The sequence below is a fragment of the Ruegeria sp. E1 genome (genome assembly GCF_056534225.1).
The window spans coordinates 57,553-83,749 of the sequence record NZ_JBQFPE010000011.1 but is presented as its reverse complement, the minus strand read 5'-3'; the positions used below and the strand labels follow the sequence as shown (position 1 = coordinate 83,749).

Annotated in this window: 25 protein-coding genes; 12 read left to right on the top strand and 13 right to left on the bottom strand. The window is 59.9% G+C overall.

Going from position 1 to position 26,197, the window contains the following annotated elements:
• Positions 1–9: 9 nt before the first annotated feature.
• Positions 10–2,463 (top strand): GcvT family protein, encoded by a 2,454-nt coding sequence (locus tag ACR0FG_RS14775; protein WP_480893750.1) that lies wholly within the window; start codon positions 10–12, stop codon positions 2,461–2,463.
• A gap of 254 nt (positions 2,464–2,717) precedes the next feature.
• Complete coding sequence (gene rarD, locus ACR0FG_RS14770; protein WP_480893748.1) at positions 2,718–3,623, top strand: EamA family transporter RarD; 906 nt, start codon at positions 2,718–2,720, stop codon at positions 3,621–3,623.
• Here the strand turns inward: rarD and ACR0FG_RS14765 are convergent.
• Together ACR0FG_RS14765 and ACR0FG_RS14760 are read right to left on the bottom strand one after the other, a co-directional pair.
• Positions 3,614–4,324, bottom strand: coding sequence for an SGNH/GDSL hydrolase family protein (locus ACR0FG_RS14765; protein ID WP_480893747.1), 711 nt, complete (start codon positions 4,322–4,324; stop codon positions 3,614–3,616). The two genes, rarD and ACR0FG_RS14765, sit on opposite strands and share 10 nt — an antisense overlap.
• A 2-nt stretch (positions 4,325–4,326) precedes the next feature.
• Positions 4,327–4,737: a nuclear transport factor 2 family protein gene (locus ACR0FG_RS14760; RefSeq protein WP_170714441.1), complete on the bottom strand. Its 411-nt coding sequence runs from the start codon at positions 4,735–4,737 to the stop codon at positions 4,327–4,329.
• 96 nt (positions 4,738–4,833) lie between these two features.
• Between ACR0FG_RS14760 and ACR0FG_RS14755 the strand changes: the two genes are divergently transcribed.
• Positions 4,834–5,481 (top strand): RluA family pseudouridine synthase, encoded by a 648-nt coding sequence (locus ACR0FG_RS14755; protein ID WP_480893745.1) that lies wholly within the window; start codon positions 4,834–4,836, stop codon positions 5,479–5,481.
• 2 nt (positions 5,482–5,483) lie between these two features.
• On the opposite strand, the gene ACR0FG_RS14750 is transcribed toward ACR0FG_RS14755, so the two are convergent.
• The gene (locus tag ACR0FG_RS14750; RefSeq protein WP_480893744.1) at positions 5,484–5,675 is read right to left on the bottom strand and encodes a hypothetical protein; all 192 of its coding nucleotides are present in this window, start codon (positions 5,673–5,675) and stop codon (positions 5,484–5,486) included.
• Between the two features lie 104 nt (positions 5,676–5,779).
• Between ACR0FG_RS14750 and ACR0FG_RS14745 the strand changes: the two genes are divergently transcribed.
• From ACR0FG_RS14745 to ACR0FG_RS14730, 4 genes are all read left to right on the top strand, one after another.
• Positions 5,780–6,466: a helix-turn-helix transcriptional regulator gene (locus tag ACR0FG_RS14745; RefSeq protein WP_480893742.1), complete on the top strand. Its 687-nt coding sequence runs from the start codon at positions 5,780–5,782 to the stop codon at positions 6,464–6,466.
• 119 nt (positions 6,467–6,585) lie between these two features.
• Positions 6,586–7,257 carry a YiaD family glycine zipper/OmpA-like lipoprotein gene (locus ACR0FG_RS14740; RefSeq protein WP_480893741.1) on the top strand — a complete coding sequence of 224 codons (672 nt, stop codon included), beginning with the start codon at positions 6,586–6,588 and terminating at the stop codon, positions 7,255–7,257.
• Between the two features lie 130 nt (positions 7,258–7,387).
• Positions 7,388–7,930 carry an NADPH-dependent FMN reductase gene (locus ACR0FG_RS14735; protein WP_480893740.1) on the top strand — a complete coding sequence of 181 codons (543 nt, stop codon included), beginning with the start codon at positions 7,388–7,390 and terminating at the stop codon, positions 7,928–7,930.
• A gap of 44 nt (positions 7,931–7,974) precedes the next feature.
• Positions 7,975–8,775, top strand: coding sequence for an HTD2 family dehydratase (locus ACR0FG_RS14730; RefSeq protein WP_480893739.1), 801 nt, complete (start codon positions 7,975–7,977; stop codon positions 8,773–8,775).
• Here the strand turns inward: ACR0FG_RS14730 and ACR0FG_RS14725 are convergent.
• Complete coding sequence (locus ACR0FG_RS14725) at positions 8,767–9,801, bottom strand: NAD(P)/FAD-dependent oxidoreductase (protein WP_480893738.1); 1,035 nt, start codon at positions 9,799–9,801, stop codon at positions 8,767–8,769. The genes ACR0FG_RS14730 and ACR0FG_RS14725 overlap by 9 nt on opposite strands.
• Before the next feature lie 55 nt (positions 9,802–9,856).
• Between ACR0FG_RS14725 and mnmC2 the strand changes: the two genes are divergently transcribed.
• Both mnmC2 and ACR0FG_RS14715 read left to right on the top strand, forming a co-directional pair.
• Positions 9,857–10,522, top strand: coding sequence for a tRNA (5-methylaminomethyl-2-thiouridine)(34)-methyltransferase MnmC2 (mnmC2, locus tag ACR0FG_RS14720; protein ID WP_480893737.1), 666 nt, complete (start codon positions 9,857–9,859; stop codon positions 10,520–10,522).
• Positions 10,519–11,388, top strand: coding sequence for a DMT family transporter (locus tag ACR0FG_RS14715; RefSeq protein ID WP_480893735.1), 870 nt, complete (start codon positions 10,519–10,521; stop codon positions 11,386–11,388). The genes mnmC2 and ACR0FG_RS14715 overlap by 4 nt, the downstream gene beginning before the upstream one ends.
• Here the strand turns inward: ACR0FG_RS14715 and ACR0FG_RS14710 are convergent.
• The gene (locus tag ACR0FG_RS14710) at positions 11,362–13,335 is read right to left on the bottom strand and encodes a lytic transglycosylase domain-containing protein (protein WP_480893734.1); all 1,974 of its coding nucleotides are present in this window, start codon (positions 13,333–13,335) and stop codon (positions 11,362–11,364) included. The two genes, ACR0FG_RS14715 and ACR0FG_RS14710, sit on opposite strands and share 27 nt — an antisense overlap.
• A gap of 133 nt (positions 13,336–13,468) precedes the next feature.
• Here ACR0FG_RS14710 and dapA point away from each other — a divergent pair, with 133 nt between their 5' ends.
• Positions 13,469–14,341, top strand: coding sequence for a 4-hydroxy-tetrahydrodipicolinate synthase (dapA, locus tag ACR0FG_RS14705; RefSeq protein ID WP_480893733.1), 873 nt, complete (start codon positions 13,469–13,471; stop codon positions 14,339–14,341).
• Between the two features lie 133 nt (positions 14,342–14,474).
• Here dapA and ACR0FG_RS14700 read toward each other — a convergent pair whose 3' ends face one another.
• The 6 genes from ACR0FG_RS14700 to pdxR form a co-directional block, all read right to left on the bottom strand.
• A complete protein-coding gene (locus tag ACR0FG_RS14700) occupies positions 14,475–15,347 on the bottom strand; it encodes a dimethyl sulfoxide reductase anchor subunit family protein (RefSeq protein ID WP_480893732.1) in 873 nt (290 codons plus the stop codon).
• On the bottom strand, positions 15,347–16,096 hold the full coding sequence (locus ACR0FG_RS14695) for a 4Fe-4S dicluster domain-containing protein (protein WP_480893730.1): 750 nt from the start codon (positions 16,094–16,096) through the stop codon (positions 15,347–15,349). The genes ACR0FG_RS14700 and ACR0FG_RS14695 overlap by 1 nt, the downstream gene beginning before the upstream one ends.
• A gap of 96 nt (positions 16,097–16,192) precedes the next feature.
• Positions 16,193–19,006: a molybdopterin oxidoreductase family protein gene (locus ACR0FG_RS14690; protein WP_480893729.1), complete on the bottom strand. Its 2,814-nt coding sequence runs from the start codon at positions 19,004–19,006 to the stop codon at positions 16,193–16,195.
• Positions 19,007–19,084: 78 nt separating this feature from the next.
• A complete protein-coding gene (gene pta / locus ACR0FG_RS14685) occupies positions 19,085–20,107 on the bottom strand; it encodes a phosphate acetyltransferase (RefSeq protein ID WP_480893728.1) in 1,023 nt (340 codons plus the stop codon).
• Between the two features lie 4 nt (positions 20,108–20,111).
• Positions 20,112–21,887 (bottom strand): sulfoacetaldehyde acetyltransferase, encoded by a 1,776-nt coding sequence (gene xsc, locus ACR0FG_RS14680; RefSeq protein WP_480893727.1) that lies wholly within the window; start codon positions 21,885–21,887, stop codon positions 20,112–20,114.
• Between the two features lie 123 nt (positions 21,888–22,010).
• Complete coding sequence (gene pdxR / locus ACR0FG_RS14675; protein WP_480893726.1) at positions 22,011–23,471, bottom strand: MocR-like pyridoxine biosynthesis transcription factor PdxR; 1,461 nt, start codon at positions 23,469–23,471, stop codon at positions 22,011–22,013.
• Positions 23,472–23,606: 135 nt separating this feature from the next.
• Between pdxR and ACR0FG_RS14670 the strand changes: the two genes are divergently transcribed.
• On the top strand, positions 23,607–23,915 hold the full coding sequence (locus ACR0FG_RS14670) for a metalloregulator ArsR/SmtB family transcription factor (protein WP_170714499.1): 309 nt from the start codon (positions 23,607–23,609) through the stop codon (positions 23,913–23,915).
• Positions 23,908–24,939: a permease gene (locus tag ACR0FG_RS14665; RefSeq protein ID WP_480893725.1), complete on the top strand. Its 1,032-nt coding sequence runs from the start codon at positions 23,908–23,910 to the stop codon at positions 24,937–24,939. The genes ACR0FG_RS14670 and ACR0FG_RS14665 overlap by 8 nt, the downstream gene beginning before the upstream one ends.
• A gap of 40 nt (positions 24,940–24,979) precedes the next feature.
• Here ACR0FG_RS14665 and ACR0FG_RS14660 read toward each other — a convergent pair whose 3' ends face one another.
• Positions 24,980–25,369: a hypothetical protein gene (locus tag ACR0FG_RS14660; RefSeq protein WP_170714505.1), complete on the bottom strand. Its 390-nt coding sequence runs from the start codon at positions 25,367–25,369 to the stop codon at positions 24,980–24,982.
• Positions 25,370–25,423: 54 nt separating this feature from the next.
• The gene (locus ACR0FG_RS14655; protein ID WP_170714507.1) at positions 25,424–26,182 is read right to left on the bottom strand and encodes a DUF1013 domain-containing protein; all 759 of its coding nucleotides are present in this window, start codon (positions 26,180–26,182) and stop codon (positions 25,424–25,426) included.
• Positions 26,183–26,197: the final 15 nt, after the last annotated feature.

The following is a 26,197-nucleotide window of genomic DNA, read 5'->3' as shown; positions in this document are numbered from 1 at the left end:
GTCATGAAAATGGCGGATCTTCCAAACAAGGCCCGTGTGGTCATCATCGGCGGCGGCGTGATCGGGTGTTCAGTTGCCTACCACCTGACCAAAAAAGGCTGGAAAGACGTGGTGTTGCTTGAACGCAAGCAATTGACCAGCGGTACAACATGGCACGCGGCGGGTCTGATCGCGCAGCTGCGCGCGTCGTCGAACATGACTAAATTGGCTAAATACACCCAGGAGCTTTACAATTCGCTCGAAGAGGAAACGGGCGTCGCCACCGGCTTCAAGCGCTGCGGGTCGATCACCGTGGCTTTGACCGATGAACGCAAGGAGGAGATCTATCGTCAGGCCGCAATGGCCCGCGCCTTCGGTGTCGAGGTCGAGGAAATCTCGAACGAGAGGGTGCAGGAATTATACCCGCATCTCAATCTCGAAGGCGTCAAGGGGGCCGTCTACCTGCCGCTGGACGGGCAGGGCGATCCAGCCAATATCGCGTTGGCACTGGCCAAGGGCGCGCGGCAACGGGGCGGACTTATCAAGGAACGCGTCAAGGTCACTGACATTGTCAAAGAGGGCCGCACGGTTACGGGTGTTGACTGGGTCGCAGATGACGGCAGCGCCTCGGGTCACATCGAATGCGACATGGTGGTGAACTGCGCCGGTATGTGGGGGCATCAGGTTGGCCGCATGGCGGGCACCAATATCCCACTGCACGCCTGCGAGCATTTCTATATCGTGACCGAACATATCGAAGGCCTGACCCAATTGCCGGTTCTGCGTGTCCCGGATGAATGTGCGTATTACAAGGAAGACGCAGGAAAGATCCTGCTGGGTGCGTTCGAACCCAATGCCAAACCATGGGCGATGAACGGCATCCCCGACAGTTTCGAATTTGATCAACTGCCCGAGGACTTTGACCACTTTGAACCGATCCTCGAGGCCGCGTGTGAACGTATGCCGATGCTGGCCGAGGCAGGCATCCACACATTCTTCAATGGACCCGAATCCTTCACCCCTGACGACGCCTATCATCTTGGCCTTGCGCCCGAGATGGACAACGTCTGGGTCGCGGCGGGCTTCAACTCGATCGGTATTCAGTCTGCCGGCGGCGCTGGCATGGCGTTGGCTGAATGGATGGACAGCGGCGAAAAACCGTTTGATCTGGGCGATGTGGATATCAGCCGGATGCAGCCGTTTCAGGGTAACAAAAAGTACCTGTTCGAGCGTTCGAAAGAAACGCTGGGCCTGCTTTACGCCGACCACTACCCCTATCGTCAAAAGGCCACCGCGCGCGGCGTGCGTCGCACGCCATTTCATCACCACCTGAAGGAACATGGCGCCGTTTTTGGCGAGTTGGCGGGATGGGAACGCGCCAACTGGTTTGCAAACGAAGGTCAGGAGCGGGAGTACCAATATAGCTGGAAGCGTCAGAACTGGTTCGAAAACGCGGCCGCTGAACACCGCGCGGTGCGCGAGAATGTGGGCATGTACGATATGTCCTCGTTTGGCAAAATCCGGGTCGAAGGTCCAGATGCCCAAGCATTCATGAACTATATCGGGGGCGGCGATTACGCCGTGCCCACTGGCAAGATCGTCTATACGCAATTCCTGAACCGCGCAGGCGGGATCGAAGCGGATGTGACCGTCACCCGTCTGTCCGAAACGGCCTATCTGGTCGTAACCCCGGCCGCGACGCGACTGGCGGACCAGACATGGATGCAGCGTCATTCAGGCCAGTTCAATGTCGTCATCACTGATGTCACAGCTGGCGAAGGTGTTCTGGCCATCATGGGGCCAAATGCGCGCACGCTGCTGGAGAAAGTCTCACCCAATGATTTCACAAACGCTGCCAATCCGTTCGGCACGGTACAAGAGATCGAGATCGGCATGGGTCTGGCCCGCGCCCATCGTGTGACCTATGTGGGTGAGCTCGGTTGGGAACTCTATGTCTCGTCCGACATGGCAGGGCATGTGTTTGAAACGCTGCACGAGGCTGGGCAGGATATGGGCCTGAAACTCTGCGGGATGCACATGATGGACAGTTGCCGGATTGAAAAAGGCTTCCGCCATTTCGGCCATGACATCACCTGCGAGGATCACGTCGTCGACGCCGGGCTTGGCTTTGCGGTGAAAACCGACAAGGGCTGCGACTTTATCGGTCGCGCGGCGGTGATTGCCCGGAAGGAAAGCGGACCAAAAAGCCGCCTTATTCAGTTCCGGTTGACCGACCCCGAGCCGCTGCTGTTCCACAATGAACCCATTGTGCGGAACGGCGAATATGTGGGGTATCTCAGTTCGGGCAACTACGGCCACACGCTGGGCGGAGCAATCGGCTTGGGTTACGTCCCCTGCGAAGGAGAAAAACCGGCGGATGTGTTGGCTTCGACCTATGAGATCGACGTCTGCGGCGTCAAAGTCAAAGCCGAAGCGTCGATCAAGCCGATGTACGACCCGAAATCCGAGCGGGTCAAAGTCTGATAGTATAGCGGTTGGGGGCGCTGCCCCCGCCGCCCGTTCCGGGCGACTCCCCCGGGATATTTTTGGACAGATGAAGCAGGGGATCCGTTCTTCACCTGTCTGAAAATATCCCGGAGCGCGAGGCAGAGCCTCGCAAAATGCCGCCACGGGGTAGAGATGCATCAATATTCGTGATTGGTACCCCAACAGAATATGCGGTTCCCATTCCCGGCTTTCGTCCTTTAGACAGAAGCGTCGCCAACCGGAGATGTTTCATGGCTACAATTCCGCCCTCTGACCAGAATGCAGATACACCCAATGGGCTAGCATTGGCCGTCACCGCATATGTGCTTTGGGGGTTCTTGCCGCTTTATATGAAAGCTCTGGCGCATATCGGTCCGGTCGAGATTGTGGCGCATCGGATCATTTGGTCAGTACCGGTGGCCGGGTTGCTGTTGGTAGCCTTGGGGCGCACCGCAGATTTGAAAGCGGCGCTGCGAAATCCGCGAATGCTGGGCATGGCCTGTTTGACGGCTGCTCTGATTTCGGTGAACTGGGCGATCTACGTGTGGGCGATTGCCAGTGGTCATGCGTTGGACGCGGCGCTTGGTTATTACATCAACCCTCTGTTCAGTATCGCACTCGGCGCGATCTTGTTGCGAGAACCCTTGACCCGGACGCAGCTGGTGGCGGTCGGGTTGGCAGCCCTTGGGGTTCTGGTGCTGGTTCTTGAGGCGGGCAAGCTGCCCTGGGCCGCGCTTGGTCTGATGTTCAGCTGGGGTTTTTATGCGTTCTTCAAAAGGTCGCTGCCAATTGGCCCCAATCAGGGATTTCTGCTTGAGGTTCTGATCCTGCTGATCCCCGCTCTGACTTACGTCACCTGGCTTGGGGTCCAAGGGCGGGGAAGCTTTGGGTCCGGTGCTACGGATACGTTGCTGCTGGCGGCGGCAGGTCTGGTGACGGCGATCCCGCTGCTGGTCTATGCGAATGGGGCCAAGCTGGTACGCCTGTCGACCATGGGCATTCTGCAATACATTGCACCCACGATGATTTTCATTACTGCGATTACGCTGTTTGGCGAACAGATCGACCGAGGACGCATGATTGCCTTTCCACTGATCTGGTCAGCGCTGGTGGTCTATAGCGTGCCGATGATCCGTCAACTGCGGGCTCAGTCCTGACGAAGTCGTTCCGCAGCGGCTTCGGCCCATAGTCGATAGGCCTTAGGGCTGGGGTGATACCCGTCGAGGGCGGCAAGTGCAGGGTCATCCGGCAGATCTAAGCGCAGATGGCGGGCCTGAGAAAAGGAACGTACGACCTGTTGCAGCCCTTCGTCCAGCCTTGCCGCCTGTTTTCCAAGCACCCAGGCAAGCGGTTGCGGCAGTGCGGGAAAGCGATCCATCTGCGGCACACCGGTCACGACGATCCGGCGGACAGCCAAGGGCCCGGTCAGATGCTCCAGCAAACAGGTTTGCTGCGTGACGAACTGCTGTTGTGTCACGGCACGCGTGACGTCGTTGACACCCAAAGCGGTCACCGCGGCGTCAAAGGAGCCCTCAAGCTGTTTCAACCTGTCGAGCGTATCTTGTGTCGTGTGTCCCGTCGTGGCCTCAAGCCGCCATTCAACGCTGTAATGGCGCGCCAACTGGTCTACCAGATGACCCGAAAGCGCCTGTTGCTGAGTTCCGGCTCCGACGCCCGCTGCCGAGCTGTCGCCGGTGATAAGCAGGCGCAGCCTAGGACCGCTGCCGTTGCGTCCTTCGCGCGGGCCGGTCGGTTCTGGCAGCAGTTGCGCATTCCGCCGCACTGCCAGCCCTTGCACAGCCAGAACCGGCAACAAGGGCAGTCGCAAGATCTGATCCACGGCGATCGGGGTCGGCATGGTTAACCCAGAGCATCCTTGAAATCGAGGAATCTGGGGTCGGTCATCACGCGTGCCATCATCGCCTCGCGGAGCGCACCGATGGTTTTGTAGGGGCGCATGACCACTTCGAATTCCTGTATCAGCCCGTCACCGTTCAGCGTGATCAGGTCGACCCCGACCGCATCCAGTTCTCCGACCTTGCACTGAAATTCGAGTGCCCAGTCATGACCTTCGCCCATGATCCGGCGATACCGAAACTCTGAGAAAACCTGCCCGACATGTCCAAGCACCGCTGCCACGGGCGCACGTCCCGTCCAGGTGCTGTAGTAGGTCGGCGGGGAGAAGCGGACATCCTCGGCCAGCAAGGCCTGGATCAGGCTTTCGTCACCCTTGGCGACAACCTCTTTCATGTGTTCGATCGTTGGGTGCATGTCCAGTTCCTTTGATTGCCGTCAGAGTTGCCGAACCCTGGCATTCAGGCAAGGACGACGTTGCGGGAGGTTGATCGCTGAGATAGTCAGGCCCGCATGAGCGCAACCTATGATCCCCCGAATACGCCGCTGGAAGTTCTGCACGAAGATGCGCAGCTGATTGTGGTGAACAAGCCCTCGGGCCTGTTATCCGTCCCGGGTCGCGGAGAGCACTTGGCCGATTGCTTGCTGACCCGCGTTCAGGCGGTCTTTCCGCAGGCGCTGCTGGTGCACAGGCTGGATCGGGATACATCAGGCGTTATGGTTTTTGCCCAAACGCCCCATGCGCAGCGTCATCTGGGCCTGCAGTTTGAAAACCGGCAGACCCGCAAGACCTATGTCGCGCGGGTCTGGGGGCATATTGAGGCGAAGACGGGCACTGTGGACCTGCCTTTGATTGTCGACTGGCCCAACCGTCCTCTTCAAAAGGTGTGTCACGACACTGGAAAACCGGCAGTGACTGATTGGCGTGTTGTGCGATACGAGGACAAGACCACGCGTGTTCGTCTGTTTCCCAAGACCGGGCGCTCGCACCAGTTGCGCGTTCACATGCAGGCTCTGGGTCATCCGATTCTGGGCGATCCGTTCTATGCCCAGGGGCCGTCGCGGGATTTTGCTCGATTGATGCTGCATTCCGAAGAACTGCGCCTGAAAAACCCCGACGGCGGTGTGGCAATGAAGTTTCGGGCCGCCGCGGCGTTCTAACCTCAAGCCTGGCTTGTCCACAGCATTTTGAGGTTCCCCAGTGAAAATCGACGTCTGGGGCTTTGCGGGCGCACGGTTTGGCGGTGCCGAGCCCCGGCCAGTTCGCGTTCAATTTCGAACGCACGCAAGCTATGGTCTTGCGCCCAGCGGTCCAGTTTCAGGGTCATCATGACGTGGTTGTCGTGGTATGGCATAGCACTCTCCTGCGCTGAATTCCTGTTCAGAATTGCGCAATGCTCCTGCCACCACGGTGTCAGGGGTATGTGCTAATGTGTCAGTAGAACATCAGGAGACTGACATGCGCCGTTCCGCCCGCCTGTTTGAAATCATTCAGATTCTTCGCGCTTCCTCTGGGCCGGTGACGGCAGAGGAGCTGTCGGCGAAGCTCGAAGTGTCAGTACGCACGGTGTATCGCGACATTGCTGCCTTGCAGGCGCAGAGGACGCCCATAGAAGGTGAGGCGGGCGTGGGGTATCTGATGCGGCGCGGCTATGATTTGCCGCCGCTGAATTTCGATGCTGAAGAGGTTGAGGCGTTGTGGGTTGGCCTATCGATGCTGGCGCGCACAGGCGACAGTACGTTGCAACAGGCCGCCAACCGTGTGTGCCGCAAGATCGAGGCTTTGCGCGCGCCTGCCGACTGGTTGCAGGTCGCGCCATGGGGCGCACCGGCGGATGACCCGGCAAAGGGGTGCATTTCGATTGCCACCTATCGCGAAGCCATCCGAGCCGAGCAGAAGCTGCGGATCACCTATCAGGATTCAGACGACAAGCGCACGGACCGGATCATCCGGCCGGTTGCTTTGATCTATCACATCGAATGCACCATGCTGGCCGGCTGGTGCGAGATGCGCAGCGGGTTCCGTCATTTCCGAACCGACCGGATCTGGTCCTGCGAGTTGGTCGATGAACATTTTTGCGGTCAGGGCCAGCCTCTGCGTGCGATCTGGCAGGAACAGAACACCTGGGACAGATCATCCGCCTGAAGGGCGGGTATTTGCCCATTTCACCGATTTGTTGCTTGAGGCCCCCTGCGGACGGGGTGTTATACTGCGCCAAACGAAGCAAACCCGGCGAACGGGTATTCGGAGCAGAAGGTGATTTCATGACTATTTCCAAGTTTGTCCTGCCCTTGGGGCTGTGTTCTGTGCTGGCATTGGCGGCCTGTACCGACCCCGGAACCTTGAGCCTACCCAGCGACCCCAATCAAAACGCCAAGCAGGGTGCCATTCTGGGCGGTCTTGTCGGCGCGGGTGTCGGGGCCATTGCCAATGACTCGGACCCGTTGCTGGGTGCGTTGGCCGGTGGGGCTATCGGTGCTGCAGGCGGTGGTTTGATCGGCAACCAACTTGACAGGCAAGCGGCTGAGCTGCGCCAGCAACTGGCCAATGACGGGATCACAATCGTGAATGCCGGAGATCGGTTGATCGTAACTGTTCCAAACGACATTACCTTCGACACCGACAGCGCCACCGTGCGCCCCGCGCTGCGGGCTGATCTGTCGCGGGTTGGTCAGAACCTGGTCAACTATCCCAATTCGAACGTCCAGATCATCGGTCATACCGACAGTGATGGGGCTGCGGACTATAATCAGGCTCTATCGGTGCGGCGCGCCAATGCGGTCGCGGACATTCTACAGGCCAATGGCGTCAGCTTTGGCCGGATTACCACCATCGGTCAGGGCGAGAACAACCCGATTGCCTCGAACCTGACGCCGGAAGGCAAAGCCCAGAACCGGCGGGTTGAGATCGTGATCGTCCCCAGCGGTAATAGCTGACACTTAGCTTCCAAAGCAGGGCATCCCGCAAGATGCCCTGTTTGTGCGCAGTGACTGTGCGTCAACAGGTCTTTGGTCCGGCCACGTACCGGTATATCTATCGGGGAAACAACAATCGGAGTTTCCCCTGATGTCCGACCCTATCCTGCTTGGCCTGTCCGGATCGCTGCGTAAGGACGCAACCAACCGAAAGCTGATGCGCGAAGCTGCACGCCTGTTCGAGCCTGGCAGCTTTGTCGAGGCCGACCTTAACCTGCCGCTCTATGACGGTGATCTGGAGGTCAACGAAGGCATTCCAGCTTCGGTTCAAACTCTGGCCGATCAGATCGCACAGGCACATGCAGTTGTGATTTCCTCACCCGAATACAACAAAGGGCCATCAGGTGTTCTCAAAAACGCGCTTGATTGGGTCAGTCGGACTGAGGGCAACCCGTGGAAAGACAAACCTGTTGCCGTGATGTCTGCTGCGGCGGGTCGCGCCGGGGGAGAACGCGCACAGATGATCCTGCGCGCTTTCATGGTGCCGTTTCAAACGCGCATTCTGCAAGGGCCGGAAATCCATCTGGCGCACAGTTCGAATGAGTTTGATGAGAACGGACGTCTGAGCAATGAGCGTTATGAGAAAAGCCTGCACACGCTGATGCAGAAATTACGGTCCGAGGCTGGATTCTGACTGCTTGCTTGTTCCAGCAGGCAGGATCGCTCTAGGTTGGCGGCATGACGAGCAAATGCCAAACCGATGTGCTTGATCCCGCCCGCGCCGCTGCTTTTCAGGCGGCGTTGGGTCACGAGGAGACGATAGAAGCGGGCAGCCCCCTGCCGCCCTTTTTCCATCAGCTTTACTTCTGGTCACCACAGCCGCCAGACGCGCTTGGTCGCGACGGCCACCCTCGGGTCGGTCAGGGCGTTATCCCAGACATGGGTCTGCCGCGCCGGATGTGGGCAGGCGGCCGGTTACGCTTCCACGCGCCATTGATCGCTGGTATTCAGGCCCAGCGTCGGTCTGTTCTTGAGAACTCGGCAGAAAAATCCGGCCGCACGGGTCCGTTGGGGTTTGTGACGCTTCGGCATGAGATTTGGCAGCAAGACGCACTGCGCGTATCCGAACATCAGGATCTGGTGTATCGCGAAGATCCGGCACCAGAGAAACAGGCACCCGCCCCACCGGTTGCACGAACGGATGAAACGGATCTTAGGGAGGTTTCGTTCGATTCAACCCTGCTGTTCCGGTACTCGGCACTCACATTCAATGGTCACCGGATTCACTATGATCTGGATTATGCCCGAGATGTCGAAGGCTATGCCGGGCTGGTGGTTCACGGCCCGCTTCTGGCGCAGCACCTGATGTTGTTTGCAACCCATCTGATGGGGCCGCTGGCAGAGTTTTCGTTTCGCGCCTCCTCTCCACTTATGCATTTCGAAACCGCGGCTCTGTGCCGGAATGGCAAGGACATGTGGGTGCGGGGACCGGATGGGCGGCAATGTATGCAGGCATTGGCGACCCCGGCGTCAGAGTGACGCTTCGGGTCGAAAATCGTCGGGAATGGTATCGCGATCCTCCAGCACCAGATCGGCCATGACTTCGGCCACTTTTGGGGCCATGCCGAACCCGATCTTGAACCCTCCGTTCGCGATGAACTGACCTTTGTGCAGGGGATGCGCGCCCAGCATCGGGGCCCGGCTTTTGCTGCGGGGGCGCACACCTGCCCAACGCTCGATGACCTCGGCACCGTGCAGCACGGGAAGGGCACGCATGGCGCGGTCGATCACATCGTCCAATTGGGCATCCGTGCTGGTGGGGTCGTCATACTCGCGTTCCGAAGTCGAACCAATGGCCAGAGTCCCGTCGGCATGTGGAACGATGTGGATCGCATCGGCGAATAGCTGCGGCACCTCACCTGCATCAAAGCGCAGCAGCGCCGCCTGACCCTTGACGCCGTTGCCGACAGTTTTGCCCAAACCCGCGCTGAGTTCCTTCAGCCCCGCCACACCTGTGGCGTGAACAACCCGGCCTCGGTCATCCGCTTCGGTCAGAACCGATACACCCATCACGTCCAAGGCGGCCACCAACGCAGCGCAGGCCCTGCGGGGATGCATTCGCGCTGTCAGGGTATCATGGATTACATGGCCCGTCAGGCTGGGCGGACACCACGCACCAACATCTTCAACCGGCCTGACCTGCCAATCTGCGTGCCCCTTCCATAGGGTTTTTGCAGTGGCCTCTCGCGCCCGCGCGAGTTCCAGCGCACGCGCGTCCGGTATCGGCTGGATACGGCCCAAACGGCCATAGCCGGGGGAAACGCCGCCTGTGGCCTCGACCTGTTTCCAGAAGGGTTCGGCCAGGATCAGGCTTTCGAACTGGAACGCCTTTTTGGCATTCCAGTTTTCCGGCACATGCGGGGCCAAAGCACCGACCAGCCCGCCGCTGGAGCCTGATCCGGGACCAAAGGGGTCAACAATCTGAACCTGTGCACCACGACGCGCGCACATCCAGGCGATGGACAGGCCGAAAATTCCTGCGCCGCGCACTGTCACATCGACCATTGCCAATCCCCTTTTCCTTGTTCAGTGTCGCGCCGCCTAGCTACAGGAATACCCGATGGCAGACCAGTGCGCCAAATTGACGTGGAGAGAGGATAAGATTCCCGTCTCGGATCGCTTCGACGACCCGTATTACTCGTTGCAAAACGGGTTGGAAGAAACGCGGCATGTCTTTCTGGCAGGCAATGACCTGCCCGCGCGGTTTGCGCCCGGATTTCACATCGCTGAACTGGGTTTCGGAACGGGTCTGAACATGTTGACGGTTTGGTCCGAATGGGAAAAATCGGGTCAGACGACACCCTTGCGCTTTACCAGCTTCGAAGCCTTCCCCATGGACCTCGCCGACATGGCCCGCGCCCTGCAGCACTTCTCAGAGCTGTCCGGCTGGAGCACCCGGTTTTTGGCAGAATGGCGGGGCGGGACGTGCAAGTTGGATACGTTGCACTTGCAAGTCATTTCCGGGGACGCACGCGACACTCTACCTGATTGGGACGGGTCGGCGGATGCGTGGTTTCTTGATGGGTTTTCTCCGGCAAAGAATCCGGAACTTTGGGGGGCAGACCTGATGCAGCAGGTTGCGGATCATACCGCACCCCGCGGCACCGCAGCCACTTACACCGCCGCTGGTTTTGTCCGGCGCGGGCTGGAGGACGCCGGGTTCACCGTTACGCGCGCGCCGGGCTTTGGTCGCAAGCGTCACATGACACGGGCCGCGAAGACATGACGCAAAAGAACAATGTCCGCGCCGGGATTGCACTGATGATTGCGGCCACGATTGTGTTTGCCTTGCAAGACGGTATCTCGCGTCATCTGGCGGGGACCTACAACACCTATATGGTTGTGATGATCCGCTACTGGTTCTTTGCCGGTTTCGTTGTCACACTGGCGCTGCGCGCGCCGGGTGGCATCAAAGCAACGGCGCGCACCAGTCAGCTGGGCTTGCAGATTGGGCGCGGCGTTCTTTTGGCAGCCGAAATCTGCGTGGCGGTCTATGCGTTCACGATTCTGGGCCTGATCGAAAGCCAGGCCGTGTTCATCTGTTATCCGCTGTTGATCGTAGCGCTCAGCGGGCCGGTACTGGGTGAAAAGGTCGGCTGGCGCAGATGGGCCGCGATCGGCGTGGGGTGCATTGGGGTTCTGATCATACTGCAACCCGGTGTCGAGGTCTTTAACCCTTGGGCCGTAATCCCGCTGATTTCCGCCCTGATGTTCGCCGTCTATGGCCTGCTGACGCGATATGCTGCGCGCCGGGACAGTACCGCCACCAGCTTTTTCTGGACCGGCATTGCCGGGTCCGTCGCCATGACAATGGTTGGCATCTGGTTCTGGGAGCCGATGCAAACCCAGGACTGGTTCTGGATGGGCCTGCTCTGCGTGTCCGGAGCGTTGGGCCACTGGCTGCTGATCAAATGCTATGAGATGGCCGAGGCAAGCGCTGTTCAGCCCTTTGCCTATTTCCATCTGGTCTGGAGCGCGATCCTCGGCATCTCGGTCTTTGGTGAGGTTCTGCGCCCAGCCGTGGTTGTGGGCGCAGCCCTTGTGGTGGCTGCGGGTCTGTTCACCCTATGGCGCGAACGACGCCAGAGTTGAGCCGGTTAGTTCCTGCGAGAACGGAACCGGCAGGGCAGGTTTGCCCAGCCGTGCCCGATAAACCGGCAGGCTTTCGGCCACGCGCATGACGTAGTTCCGGGTCTCGGTGAACGGAATGGTCTCGATCCAGTCGATCACGTCCACCTCACCGCGGCGCGGGTCGCCAAAGCGGTCCATCCACGAAATCGGCCGTCGTGGGCCAGCGTTGTACCCGGCGGCCATCATCACGACGTTCCCGTTGAAGTCCGCCGCCAGACCGGACAGGTAATTGGCACCCAGCTTGGCGTTATACTGCCAGTCCGAGGTCAGACGCCCGGTTTGGTGCCCGCTGAGAATGCCAAGCTCTTTCGCCACCAGCTTTGCCGTTGCGGGCATAACCTGCATCAGACCGCGCGCCCCTGCGCCGCTGACAACAACCGGATCAAATTCACTTTCGCGTCTGGCAATCGCCAGTGTCATTTCCTTGGCCATCGGCAGGCCCATATCGGCCACCGGATGAACAGGGTAATAGGCGGCAGGCAACACGGTTCCTGTGGTTGCAGCGCGTTTGGCGATCATTACTGCCAGATGCGGCTGTTTCAGTTCGATTACCAAATCCCCAAGTTGCGACGCCTGAACCGGATCGAGGCTTTCAACCAGATGCGTCAGAAACCGCTCGGACAGATTCGCCTCACCCGCGCGCAAAAGCAAAAGCCCTGCTTCCAGCACGCTGGACTCGGCAAATCCGGCCTGTTTCCAATGGGGCGCCCGGCGGGGATTTGACAGTTCACTGTCAAACGGACGCCCGATCTGTTCGGCAGCCAAAAGCCCATAGAACGAGGTCTGATAATCTGCGCCCATCGCATAGGCTTCATAGGCTTTGTCAGCATTCCCCTGCGCGGCATAGGCCCGCCCCAGCCAATAGCCACCCCGCCCCTTGGAAATCGGTGACTTGACTGCAGGCAGGAAGTTCTGGAAGTGGCGAACCGCCGTATCCGGGTCGTTCAGCTTGCGCAGCGCCAGAAAGCCAGCCAGCCACTCCAGATCAGCATAGCCATAGCCCATTTCCGGCGTCATATGATGGTTGGCCGCAATATCATAGGCCCGCGCGTGGTTCCCCTGACGCATCACCAACCGCGCCAGCCGCCGACGTCCTTCCGCCCATTTGTCAGGTTCTCCCAAAGCATCCGGCCCGGTAGATCGCGCCAGCATCAGGTCGATGGCACTATCGTCCAGTTCCTTCTTGTCGCGCCACACGAAGCGGTCGAATGCCAGACCGGGTGACTTGGCCAGCGCCTCTGGCACGGCCGAGACCTTACCGTCGACACCCGGTTGGCGTTTTTGCAGCGCAATCCGCGCCTCTGCCAGTTTACGCTGATCCGCGTTGACCAATGGTAACATCTGGCCCGCGCTGACCAGATGACCATCCCACAACATCCGATCCAATCGCGCTTCGTGATGCGGTTTCAGAAGCGAATTGAAATTTTCGATGAAATCCTTTTGCAGGCCCGACCCCATAGGCATCGTGCGCCACGCTGTAACAATGTCGGCCTGCGCCTCACCCTGACGACCTTTGGCCATCAGCGCCACAGCATAGTTCAGCGCCCCTTCGGCTGTTTGCGGCGGCGTCTCGGCATAAAACTTCAGTACTCGGTCCGGATCGGCCCCGGTAAAGGCGGGCTCGCTGCGGCGACGTAGCCACGCCAACCCCGGCCAATCCGGTCGGCGGTCCAGAAACACCAGAACATCGCCCGAAGATCCGAACCCTTCGCGCAGCCAATGCCAGACGATGATGTCGCGCGAAACCGAGCCCCGGGCACCTGATACTTGCAGTGCCGCGTTCCAGTCACCTTTGCGCATCTCGTGAAGCCCGGCGCGCAAATCCGCTGCCGCATCCGCGCGCGCAGACGGCGCGTGCAGCGCTACAACCAGAATCACCGTCATCAACAGGGCTAGAAAGCGTGTCATCCCTTGCATTTCCTGACCAACCAAGGATAGAGCCATGCAGGATAAGCCCTGCGTCGCCGGGATCAACTCACAAACCCAGGATTGTGCGTGATCGGGACGCAAAAACCGCAACTGCACTTCAAGGAGCGCACCCATGTTCTCAGGCTCTATGCCAGCACTCGTCACCCCGTTCCACAACGGCGAGTTGGACCTGGATACGCTCAAACACCTGGTGGAATGGCAAATTCAGGAAGGCTCAACCGGTCTGGTCCCCGTTGGTACGACCGGCGAAAGCCCAACGCTGAGTCATGAAGAACATGAAACGGTCGTCGAAGAAGTGGTCAAAACGGCTGCGGGCCGGGTTCCGGTTATTGCCGGGGCCGGGTCCAACAACACTGTCGAGGCAATTCGCTTTGTGCGATTCGCCCAGAAAGTAGGTGCCGACGCGGCACTGGTCGTGACACCTTACTACAATAAGCCGACCCAAAAGGGCCTGCTGGCCCATTTCCGCGCGCTGCACGACTGCGCCGAAATTCCTATTGTGATCTACAACATCCCCGGGCGTTCAGTGATTGATATGACACCTGACACAATGGGTGAACTGGCCAAACTGCCCCGCATTGTCGGCGTTAAGGACGCCACAGGTGATCTGGCACGCGTCAGCCAGCAGCGCGCCAGCTGCGGCACTGAGTTCTGCCAACTGTCGGGCGAGGACGCGACGGCTCTGGGCTTCAACGCCCATGGCGGGGTCGGCTGCATCTCGGTCACGGCAAATGTCGCGCCCAAACTCTGCGCCGAATTCCAGCAGGCCACGCTGGCGGGGGACTATGCCACCGCCCTGCAATACCAGGACCGCCTGATGCCTCTGCACGAGGCGATCTTTATCGAGCCCGGCCTTGTGGGCGCAAAATATGCGCTCAGCAAACTGGGCCGCTGCAGCGAACAGGTCCGCTCGCCGCTGACCCTGCTGGACGACGGCACCAAAGCTGCAATTGACGCCGCGATGGCCCATGCTGGCTTGATCTGAGCCAATCAAAAGACGAACAAAAGGCGGCCTCGAATTCCGAGAGCCGCCTTTATTTCATGCGGGATCCAATCTTCATCTGTCCGGAAATATCCCGGGGGAGTCGCGGCCTGCCGCGGCGGGGGCAGAGCCCCCTCTAGCGTTTCCCGTAATACAATCCAACGACATGCTCGGCCTGCGCAAAGAACAGCCACCGCGACGTGGCGACCCCTGCCAGATGTGACAGCACGGCCAACAAGGCGAAGAAGTGGTTGAAGGGCAGCAATAGCAGAACAACCGGCATAAAGAACGCCAGAATAAACGAGATCACCCGCAGCTTTTCCGCGTGCTTGCGGCCCACGACATGTACAAACTCGCGCAGCAGATAGTTGGTTCCGGTATGGGGCGGCTCGAATGCGCGAACGGCTCCGCCGCCTCCCAGGCCTGTGGCTGTGCCCATATCGGTGCCAGAGGACTCGAACGCCTTATCGCCCTGCTTCCAGTAAAGAATCTGCACCAGCGCAGCGATCAGCAGCAGGACAAGGGCAACACGCTCTTGCCCGGCCAAAAGCGCGCCTCCGGCAAGACTGAAACTCAGGAACAATGCCGGGGTCAGCTTCATATTCCAGCGTGGAATGGTCTTGAGCTGCGTATAGATCATGGATGTGGTAAAAACAGTCGCCAGCGAAAACAGCGCACCGATCCAGCCAAGACCGCTCCAGCGCTGACCCAGAAAGATCACTCCGATCGCATAGAGGCCCATGACGATCAGAGCGATCACCGCGCACCACCCCTCGCGGCTGAGCCAGCTGGATTTCCATTGGGTGAAAGCCTTTAACGCCCGTTCGGGATGACCAAGGTGGAACGTCGAGGCCATCAAACCGCCAACGGATAACCCGTAAGCGATGGCAAAGAACACAAAGGCCACCCAGCCCGACACATCAGGCAGACCGAGGCCCAGAAAGAACAGCAGACCAAAACCCAGCCCCGAAAGGGTTGTGAAGATGATGACAGAAGGTGCGGGATGCATCAGAGCTTCTCCAAAGTCTTGTCCAGCCAGCCAAGGAAGCCCTTGGGCTCTTCGGCGACGGGGGCCAGCAGCGGGGCCAGTATGTCGATCTGGTCTTCAATCTGATCTTTGGGTCGTGGCGGCAGGTATTTGTTGACGGGTTTGGTGCCCATTTCGGGCATCAGGTCCATGCCGCCCCGCGCGGCGACCAGTTGGCTGACATCGCTGTTGGGATCGCCGAGATCGCCGAAATGGCGAGCACCGGCAGGACAGGTGCGCACGCAGGATGGAACCCGGTCCACCTCGGGCAGATTTTCGTTGTATATCCGGTCCACGCAGAGCGTGCACTTCTTCATCACGCCCTCGGCCATATCCATCTCGCGCGCGCCATAGGGGCAGGACCATGCGCATAAGCCACACCCGATGCAGTCGCTTTCATTGACCAGTACGATCCCGTCCTCGATCCGTTTGTAGCTGGCCCCGGTGGGGCAGACAGTCACACAGGGCGCGTCTTCGCAATGCAGACAGGATTTGGGGAAGTGGATCAGTTGGGCGGGGCCTTCGGTGGGCTGCACCTCATAGGAGTGGACGCGGTTCAGGAACGTGCCCGATGGGTTGGCCCCATAGGCGTCTTGGTCGGACAAGGGCGCACCGTAGTTTTCGGTGTTCCAGCCTTTGCAGGAGATCACGCAAGCGTGGCAGCCGACGCAGGTGTCCAGGTCGATGACCAGACCCATCTTGCGGTCTGTAGACGTGGGAAGCTGGGTCATGTCAGCATTCCTTCGAGCATATGGTGAGGGCAGGAGCGAGGGGCCAGCCCCTCGCGCTCCCCGGGATATTTTTGGACAGATGAAGCGCGGACCGGATCATTTGCCGACCTTCCACGCTAAGTCTTTCGGGCCGGTCCCGACAGGGGATTTGATCGGGGCAAATTCGGGCTGGCTTTCGGCGTCTGCGGGCGGGGTGGCCTTTTCAAGTTTGACCTTGAGGTCAAACCAGGCCGCTTGCCCGGTGATGGGATCGGAATTGGCCCAACGCATCCCGTCGCCTTTTGGTGGTAGCAATTCGTGGATCAGGTGGTTCAGCAGGAAGCCCTTGGTGGCCTCGGGCGCGTCTTCCTGCAGGGCCCATGCGCCTTTGCGTTTGCCGATGGCGTTCCATGTCCAGACGGTGTTTTTATTAAGCGCCGCCATTTCCATGACCGGGACAGTGATTTCGCCGTGTGGAGAGGTGACTTTGGCCCAGTCGCCGTCTTGCAGGTTATGTTCGCGCATCAGTTTGGTGGGCACGTAGAGCGGGTTGCGTCCGTGTAACTGCCGCAGCCATGCGTTCTGCGTGCCCCAGCTGTGATACATCGCCATGGGGCGCTGAGTCAGGGCGTTGACGGTAAAGCCCTCGTTGCCTTGCTGGTCGGTTTCGTACCAGATGGGCAGCGGGTCCATCGTGTGCTGCAGACGCGCGCGCAAGTGGTCCGGGGGCTGGCGGTCTCCGTGCCCTTCGGCAGCCAGTTGGAATTTGCGCATAGGCTCGGAATAGAGCTGGAACAGGTAGGGTTGCGGGCTGTCATAGAGACCCATGCCAACCGCCCAGTCCTGATAGGCTGTGTTCCACGGTTTATAATAATCCGCACCTTCGGGGATATGCGCCACGTAGAACCCGCCGTTTTCAATGTAGCGGTTCAACTGATCGGGGTTGACTGCGCCGCGCCCTTCCTTGTCGCCATCCTCGCCCCGGAAGCCGGCCAAAGGACCGATGCCGGGTTTGCGTTCGTGATTGACGATATAGTCGGCGTAGTCCTTCCACTTGGGCGTGCCGTCTTCGTTGGTGAAACCGGGCAGGCTCATGCGGTTTGCCAGTTGGATCAAAACGGACTGAAAACCTCGCACGTCGCGGTCGGGTTCGACCACGGGCCAGCGAATTGCATCGGCGGCGGCGTCAGCCTCGCAGATCGGACGATCCAGCAGCGAGATGCAGTCGTGGCGCTCCAGATAGGTGGTATCCGGCAGGATCAGGTCGGCATAGGCGACCATCTCGGACGAGTAGGCGTCGGAATAGATGATCCTTGGGATCACGTATTTGCCGTCGTCGTTGCGGGCCGACAGCATCTCCATAACACCCTTGGTGTTCATGGACGAGTTCCACGACATGTTCGCCATATACATGAACAGAGTGTCGATCTTGTACGGATCACCGGCGGCGGCGTTCGAGATCACCATATGCATCAGCCCGTGCGCCGACATGGGGTTTTCCCAGGTGAACGCCTTGTCGATGCGCTGGGCGTTGCCGTTTTCGTCCAGCAGAAGGTCTTCGGGGCCTCGCGGGAAGCCCAGATGCGGGCCTTCCAAAGGACGGCCCGGACGGCGGTCGCCGTGCGGCGTGGGGTGAGCCTCGATGGGCTTGGGGTAGGGCGGTTTGAAGCGGAAACCGCCGGGAACCTCGACCGTGCCCAGCAGGATTTGCAGCACATGCAGGGCGCGGCAGGTCTGGAAGCCGTTGGCATGGGCCGAGATTCCGCGCATGGCGTGGAAGCTGACCGGGCGGCCTGTCATTTTGCTATGTTTTTCGCCCCGGAAGTCGGTCCATTCGTGCTCCAGCTCGATCGCTTCGTCAAAGGCAACACGGGCGATTTCGGCGGCGATGGCGCGGATTTTGCGGGCCGGGATGCCGCAGCGGTCGGCCACCTTTTCGGGGGCATGATCGTCTGACAGATATTTTTCGGCCATCAGATGAAAGACGGGTCGGTGGGTGACGCCGTCTTTGTCGTAGGTCGCCGACAGGTCGGGGCGCACGCCCGGTTTGTCGAAGGCAGTCGGCTCGCCGGTCACTCGGTCGATCACCAGCGGCTTGCCGTCTGCATCGCGCAGGAACAAGCCTTTCTCAGGCCCTTCGGCGGCATTCACCAGAACCGGCGCGTTGGTGTAGCGGCTGAGGTAATCGAGATCGATCTTGCCCGCCTTCATCAGCACATGAATCAGCGACAGGATGAATAGCCCATCAGTGCCCGGGGTAATCCCGACCCAATCGTCAGCCACCGCGTTATAGCCTGAGCGGATCGGGTTGACCCCAATCACCCGTGCGCCGCGGGCCTTGATCTTGCCGATGCCCATCTTGATCGGATTGCTGTCGTGGTCTTCGGCCACGCCGAACAGCATGAACAGCTTTGTGTGCTCCCAATCGGGCTGGCCGAATTCCCAGAAGGCTCCACCCATCGTATAAATGCCGCCCGCTGCCATGTTGACCGAGCAGAACCCGCCATGGGCCGCATAGTTCGGGGTGCCGAAATTCTGCGCCCAGAAGCTGGTGAAGCTTTGGCTTTGGTCGCGCCCGGTGAAAAAGGCCAGTTTCTGCGGCGCGGTCTCGTGCAACTCGTTCAACCAGCCAACGGCGGTGCTGATGGCCTCGTCCCATTCGATCTCGCGAAATTCGCCCGAGCCGCGCGGCCCGACCCGACGCAGCGGCTTGCGCAGGCGCGAGGGCGCGTTGACCTGCATGATCCCTGCCGAGCCCTTGGCGCACAACACCCCCTTGTTCACCGGATGGTCGCGGTTGCCTTCGATATAGGCGACCTTGCCGTCCTTCATGTGCACATTGATCCCGCAGCGGCAGGCGCACATGTAACACGTGGTTTTGCGAACCTCGTCAGAGACCTTGGGAGAGGTGTTGATGATTGGCTGGTTCATTTCTGGTCCCTGTGGCATCTGCCCCTGTCATTCTCTGAATCGGAGAATGATTGGAACATTATTTCGCTTTCGCCGGAATTACGAGACGTCTGTCCGAGGCTGAGTTGTTTCTGCTTGCACCGCCGTCACCGCGATCATGTGAAGCACGTCTTCGGCGGAACAGCCGCGCGACAGATCGTTCGCAGGTTTGGCAAGCCCCTGGAGGATCGGACCGATGGCGTCGGCCCCGCCAATGCGCTGCGCAATCTTGTAACCCAGGTTTCCCGCGTCAAGATTGGGGAAGATGAACACATTCGCTTCACCCCCCAACGGCGAGTCCTTGGCTTTCTTTGCTGCGACTTCGGGAACAAAGGCCGCGTCGAATTGCAGGTCGCCATCGATCAGTAGATCCGGATCGGCTGTCTTGGCGATGGCAAGCGCATCGATGACTTTGGTCACTTTGGGATGATCGGCGCTGCCCTTGGTGGAAAAGGACAGCATCGCAACGCGTGGCGTCTCGCCGGTCAGCGCCCTGAAGGACGTGGCAGAGGCGCGGGCGATATCGGCAAGTTCCTGTTCGTTCGGATCCACAACCAGCCCGCAATCGGCGAAAATGTGGGCTCCGCGAACCTGATGATGATCACGGCAATAGAGCATCAGAAAAAAGCTCGAAACCATCGCTGCATCGGGTGCTTTGCCGATGATCTGCAACGCTGCGCGAACCGTATCGCCAGTGGTTTCGACCGCTCCGCCGACGGTCCCGTCAGCAAGGCCCATATGCACCAGCATCGCCGCGTAGTTCAGGCGTCTGGTGATCTGCTCGGCCGCCTTTTCCGGCGTCATGCCCTTGTGCTTGCGTCGCTCATACAGCTCAGTGGCAAAGGCTTTTGTGTGCACAGACGTTTCAGGGTCGTGTATTTCGATGCCGTCAACGTCTTTGTCTGCCTGATCGGCGAGCAGTGTAGATACCTTGTCCGTCTCACCGACCAGAATGATGCGCGCGACACCGTCCATACGGGCCTTTACTGCCCCTTCCACTACGCGTGGATCATCGCCCTCGGCAAGGGCGATGATCTTGTCGGAACTGCTTGCAGTTCCAAGGATTGTGCGCAGTGGCGTCACGCGGTCACGCTCCGGTCTGCGGCGTCATGTCATTGGCGTTGATCCCGGCGACGGCTACCGGTTTTTTCATCGCGTCGCGGCGGAAGGGCTCTCCCAGTTCCTGATTGATCATGGCTTCGATCAGGGTGGTGGTGCCGTTTTTCTGATCTTCGATGGCCTGTGCAAGGGCAGCCGTCAGCTCGTCCATCGTGCGCGCGACCACGCCTTTCAGGCCGCAAGCCTGCGCGATACCGGCATAAGAGACCTGAGTATCAAGCTCAGTGCCGACAAAGTTGTCGTCATACCAAAGGGTCGAGTTCCGCTTTTCGGCCCCCCACTGATAGTTGCGGAAGACAACCTGCGTGATTGCGGGCCATTCCTCGCGGCCAATTGCGGTCAGTTCGGTGACGGCGATGCCGAACGCCCCGTCGCCCGAGAATCCAACAACCGGCGTATCCGGGCAGCCGATCTTGGCGCCGATCACCGAAGGCAGACCATAGCCGCAGGGGCCGAACAGGCCGGGGGCCAGATATTTACGGCCTTCCTCAAAGGACGGATAGGCGTTGCCGATGGCGCAGTTGTTGCCAATATCGGACGAGATGATTGCTTCTTTCGGCAAGGCGGCCTGAATGGCGCGCCATGCCTTGCGAGGGCTCAGCCAGTCGGGCTTGGCCGCGCGGGCGCGTTCGTTCCAGGTGGTGCCGGGATCGTCATTCTCGTGATCCATCGAGGACAGTTCCTGCGCCCAGGCCGATTTGGTTGTGGCGATCATGTCCTTGCGCGCCTGACGGCCTTCATCTCCGGCAGTGCCCGAGAGTTTTTCCAGCAAGGTGTCGGCGACCTTCTTGGCGTCACCGACGATGCCGACGGTGACAGGCTTGGTCAGGCCGATCCGCTCGGGCTTGACGTCAACCTGAATGATCTTCGCCTCGGTCGGCCAGTAGTCGATGCCATATCCGGGCAGGGTCGAGAACGGGTTCAGACGCGTACCCAGTGCCAGCACCACATCCGCCTTTGCAATCAGCTGCATTCCGGCTTTCGAGCCGTTATAGCCCAAGGGCCCTGCGTGCAGCGGGTGCGAGCCGGGGAAGGCGTCGTTATGCTGATAGCCGCAGCAGACCGGCGCATCCAGACGCTCTGCCAGTGCAACGGTTGAGGGGATCGCACCCGACAGAACCACGCCCGCGCCGTTCAGGATCACCGGGAAGCGGGCGTTCGACAGCAATTCTGCGGCCTCATCCAGCGCGGCCTCGCCACCCGAGGGCAGTTCGAAATCGACGATGCGGGGCAGTTCGATATCCACCACCTGCGTGAAGTAATCGCGCGGCACATTGATCTGCGCCGGCGCACTATAGCGTTTGGCGTTCTGGATCACGCGGCTGAGCACCTCGGCCATGCGCGAGGGGTCGCGGACCTCTTCCTGATAGCAGACGCAATCGGCGAACATGTTCATCTGCTCGATTTCCTGGAACCCGCCCTGACCCACGGTCTTGTTGGCGGCCTGCGGTGTGACCAGCAGCAGTGGCGTGTGGTTCCAATAGGCGGTCTTAACAGCGGTCACAAAGTTCGAGATACCGGGGCCGTTCTGCGCGATCATCATCGACATCTTGCCGGTGGCACGGGTATAGCCATCCGCCATCATCCCGCCCGAGCCTTCATGCGCGCAGTCCCAAAAAGTGATCCCGGCCTTGGGGAAAATGTCCGAGATCGGCATGAAGGCCGAGCCGATGATACCGAACGCATGTTCGATCCCGTGCATTTGCAGAACCTTAACAAAGGCCTCTTCTGTGGTCATTTTCATTTGGGTTTCTCCGGGCTGAATAGGCGCGACGGGGCAGTGCACCCCGACAGTTCCATGGAGTTTTCGCCCATGGCTGACAGTTGCGTTAGGGCCAGAATGCGGGGCGGGATAGGTCCAGAGGGATCAGCCCTGCCGAATGGCCTCGGCAATACGCTGGATTCCGGTAGGGATGCGATCCGGCGCGATCGAGGAATAGCCAAGGCGGTAATAGTTTTGCGGGCGGTGGGGCCCTGCAAAGAACATCTCGCCCGGTTCGATGTGAACCGAGGCGTGCTGTAGCTGGCGCGTCAGCCCTGTTGTGTCGATGTGCTCCGGAGCCTCCATCCAGATCGACGAACCGCCGAACACGCCACGCCCCGCGATGGTCAGCCCCTGTTTTGCAATTGCGTCCTCAATCGCCTCGCGGCGCAGCCGCAGTGCCTTGGACATGCGCCGGATCTGGGCGTCGTAGTGGCCCAGCGACAGGAAATAGGCGGCGGTGCGCTGAATATGCCCCGGCGGATGCCGCAGGACCAGCGACCTCAGTGCGCGGGCCTCGTGAATGAACTGTTCCGACCCAACCATGTAGCCAAGGCGTAATCCGGGAAACAGTGATTTCGAGAAGCTGCCCACATAGATCACGCGCCCATCGCGATCCATCGACTTGAGCGCCGGAGAGGGCGAGCCGAGAAAGGCCATTTCGAACTCATAGTCATCCTCGACAATGATCGCGTCCATCTCGCGTGCGCGAGCCAGCAGCGCGTCGCGCCGGTCGATGGGCATCGTAGCCGTGGTGGGGCATTGATGGCTGGGCGTGGTAAAGATCACGTCAGTATCATCGGGAATTGCGTCTGGCGGCAGGCCGTCCTGATCCACGTTGATGGGCACGACGTCACACTCGCTGTGGTTCAGCAGGTTGCGCAGCGCATAGTAGCAGGGGTCTTCAATCGCGGCTTTGCTGTTGCGGTTCAGCAGAACCCGCGCCGCCAGCCACAGCGCATTTTGCGCACCAAGGGTAATCAGAATCTCTTGCGGTCGGGCCGAAATACCCCGGCGAGGCAAAGTGTGCCGGGCGATGAACTCGGTCAAAAGCGGGTCGTCGCGATCCACGTAATCGCCGGTTAGCGAGTCAAAATCCTTATGCCCCAGCGCGCGCACCGCGCACAGACGCCAGTTGGCATGATCGAACAGGGTTCTGTCGGCCTGCCCGTAGATGAAAGGATAGCGATAATCCTGCCAGTCGCTGGGTTTTTGCAGAAAGTCTCCGCCTGAAAACCGCCGGGCCAGTGCTGCATCCCAATCCACGGTTTCGGTTCCCCGCTGCAGCGGCGTGTATTGCGGTGGGACCGGCGCATTCTGCGACACATAATATCCCGAACGGTCCCGCGCGGTCAGATAGTCATTGGCCAGCAACTCGGTATAGGCCAGCGTCACGGTGATCCGGCTGACCCCAAGATGCGACGCAAGATTGCGGGACGAAGGCAGCTTTTCCCCGACATGAAATCGACCGGACAGGATGCCCTCGGCGATCATCTGCTGAATCTGGGCCTGCAGGGTGCCTTGCCCGTTGGGCTCAAGAAAAAACGTGTCGACCGAGATGCTCATAATCAGGTTATAGGCTGGACTTAACGCTTGGGCAATCTGGACATAATGCTGGATCGAAACTTTGCTGCTTGCCGTATTGACGTGGGCAGCGGAATAAACTAAATAACCAGAAAATTAGTTTAATGGAGAAATCCAATGTGGGAAACAGCTGCAGCAGGATTTTCGGCGATGGGGTCTGAGGCCCGGTTGAAAGTTCTCAAGACGCTGGTGCGCGCGGGTGAAGGAGGTCTGACCGTTGGCGAAATCCAGGATCGCACAGGAATCGCGCCCTCGACACTGGCGCATCACCTGCGGTTTCTGTCCGCTGGTGGCGTCGTCGAGCAGGAGAAAGCCGGTCGGACAACGATTAACCGCGCCAACTATGACGAACTGAGAACTCTGGCACAGTTCATCCTCAGCGAATGCTGTGCGGATGATGAGAAGAAGGCGGCAAACGATGGCTGAACTGACACAAAACCCCAAGGTGACGTCACGGGCCATCATTGATCTGATCAAGACCCCGTGGGCTTTGATCGTCGCAATTCTGGCTGCGGTCGCTGTGCTCGACCCCGGAAACTGGATCGCCGTCGTCACTTTTGCGGGCAAGGCGCTGGCGCATACAGGGCAATACATCCTGTTTGCCGTTCTATTGCTATCGTATCTCAAGGCCACCGGGGCCGAGGTTATGGTCGCACGCGCGTTTGAAGGGCGAGAGAGCCGGATGATCTTTCTGGCCGCACTGTTCGGCGGTCTGGCGCCCTTCTGTTCCTGCGAGGTTATTCCGTTTATCGCCGGTCTTCTGGCGTTGGGTGCGCCTTTGTCAGCGGTGATGGCGTTCTGGCTCAGCTCACCTCTAATCGATCCACCGACGCTGTTGATAACGGCGGGTGCACTGGGTTGGCCCTTTGCCATCGGCAAGGCAGTGGCCGCCGTGGCGCTGGGCCTGTTCGGTGGCTTCATGGCGCGCGCCTTGATGCGCGGCGGGGCCTTTGCCCAACCCTTGCGCGAATACAAACCTGCCGGATGCTGCGGATGCGGCCCCAAGATAGACGACAAGCCGGTCTGGCGGTTCTGGCAGGAACCGGAACGCCGCCAGCGCTTCCGCTCGGAATTCGTGCATAACGGCCTGTTCCTGCTCAAATGGCTGGCGCTGGCCTATGTGCTGGAGGCCCTGCTGGTGAACTACGTCCCGGCAGACCTGATCGCTGGCGTTGTCGGCGGAGAGGGCGTTCTGCCTATCGTGATCGCGGCGCTGGTCGGGATGCCTGCCTATCTGAACTCTTACGTTGCGCCGCCCTTGCTGGCTGGATTGATGGAACAGGGGATGAGCGCGGGCGCCGCGATGTCCTTCATGGTTGCTGGTGCGGTCAGTTCAATCCCCGCAATGGCCGCCGTCTGGTCACTGGTCAAACCGCGTGTCTTTGCAACCTATCTGGGGCTGGGGATCAGCGGCGCGATTGTGGCCGGTATCCTGTTCCAACTGCTTTGAAACGAAAGCCGCCCGGAAATTGCTCCGGGCGGTATTTCCGTCAACCTGCCTCGCAGTATCGCGGCAGCTTGAATCTGTAACGGGCCTCGCCACTGTCCACATAGATCCGCTTTTCTACGCAGGCGCTGGTGCCCACGGTTTGCGAGACGGGACCTTCGGTCGATGTAATGGAAGCCGCGCTTCCATCCGGCAGACGGACCGAGGCGATGACGCCGTTCTTGAGGTCGCCATTGATCGGCGTGGCAGACAGTACCGGAACGGTCATGAACGCATCGTGCTCGTGCTCACCATCGCCACCCAGCACAAACAGGCTTGAAACGATGACGACCATCACAAGCGCCCCGGCAATCGCCAGACCTTTGGTCTTTAGAAAAACATAGATCGAGACGGCGCGGTGGGGCCCAAAGATCGCAGATAATATGTTCAGCATCGTATTACCCGAATATCAAAGCCCCGACGATCTCTCGGCGGGGCTTGCAGCCTATCAGGGACGTGTATCTTCGTCCTCTTCCTCACCGCCGCCCTTGGGCAGGTTGAAGAAGCTGTCGGCATCGACGATGGGTTCATCATCCTCTTTGTCCTCGGGATCGTCGGACAGCGAGAAGGTCTCAAGCCCCTCGATCGCGGTCGGGATCTTCGGTGCCGAATCCATTTCCAGCGACTGCTCGGTCGAGACCAGCTTGCGACGCTCATCATCGCTCATCACGCCGCCTTCGGCCGCTTTCTTGGCCGCAGCCTTCTGCACGATCGCATCCAGTTCGGACTGTTTGCACAGCCCCAGCGCAACCGGATCGATGGGCTGCATGTTGGCGATGTTCCAATGTGTGCGCTCGCGGATCGACTGGATCGTCGGCTTGGTCGTGCCGACCAGCTTGGCAATCTGACCGTCGCTGAGTTCGGGGTGAAACTTGACCAGCCACAGGATCGAGTTCGGACGGTCCTGACGCTTGGACAGCGGGGTATACCGCGGGCCACGGCGCTTTTCTTCACCGCTGGCGGCGGGGTTGAACTTGAGCTTCAACTTGTGCAGCGGGTTGTTCTGAGCCGCGTCGATCTCTTCCTGCGTCAGCTGGTTGTTGGCAATGGGGTCGAACCCTTTGACGCCAGCTGCCACGTCGCCATCTGCGATGCCCTGCACCTCAAGCTCGTGCATCCCTACGAAATCCGCGATCTGCTTGAAGCTGATCGTGGTGTTGTCCACCAGCCATACGGCGGTTGCCTTGGCCATCAGGGGTTTTGCCATCAGGCTGCCTCCTTA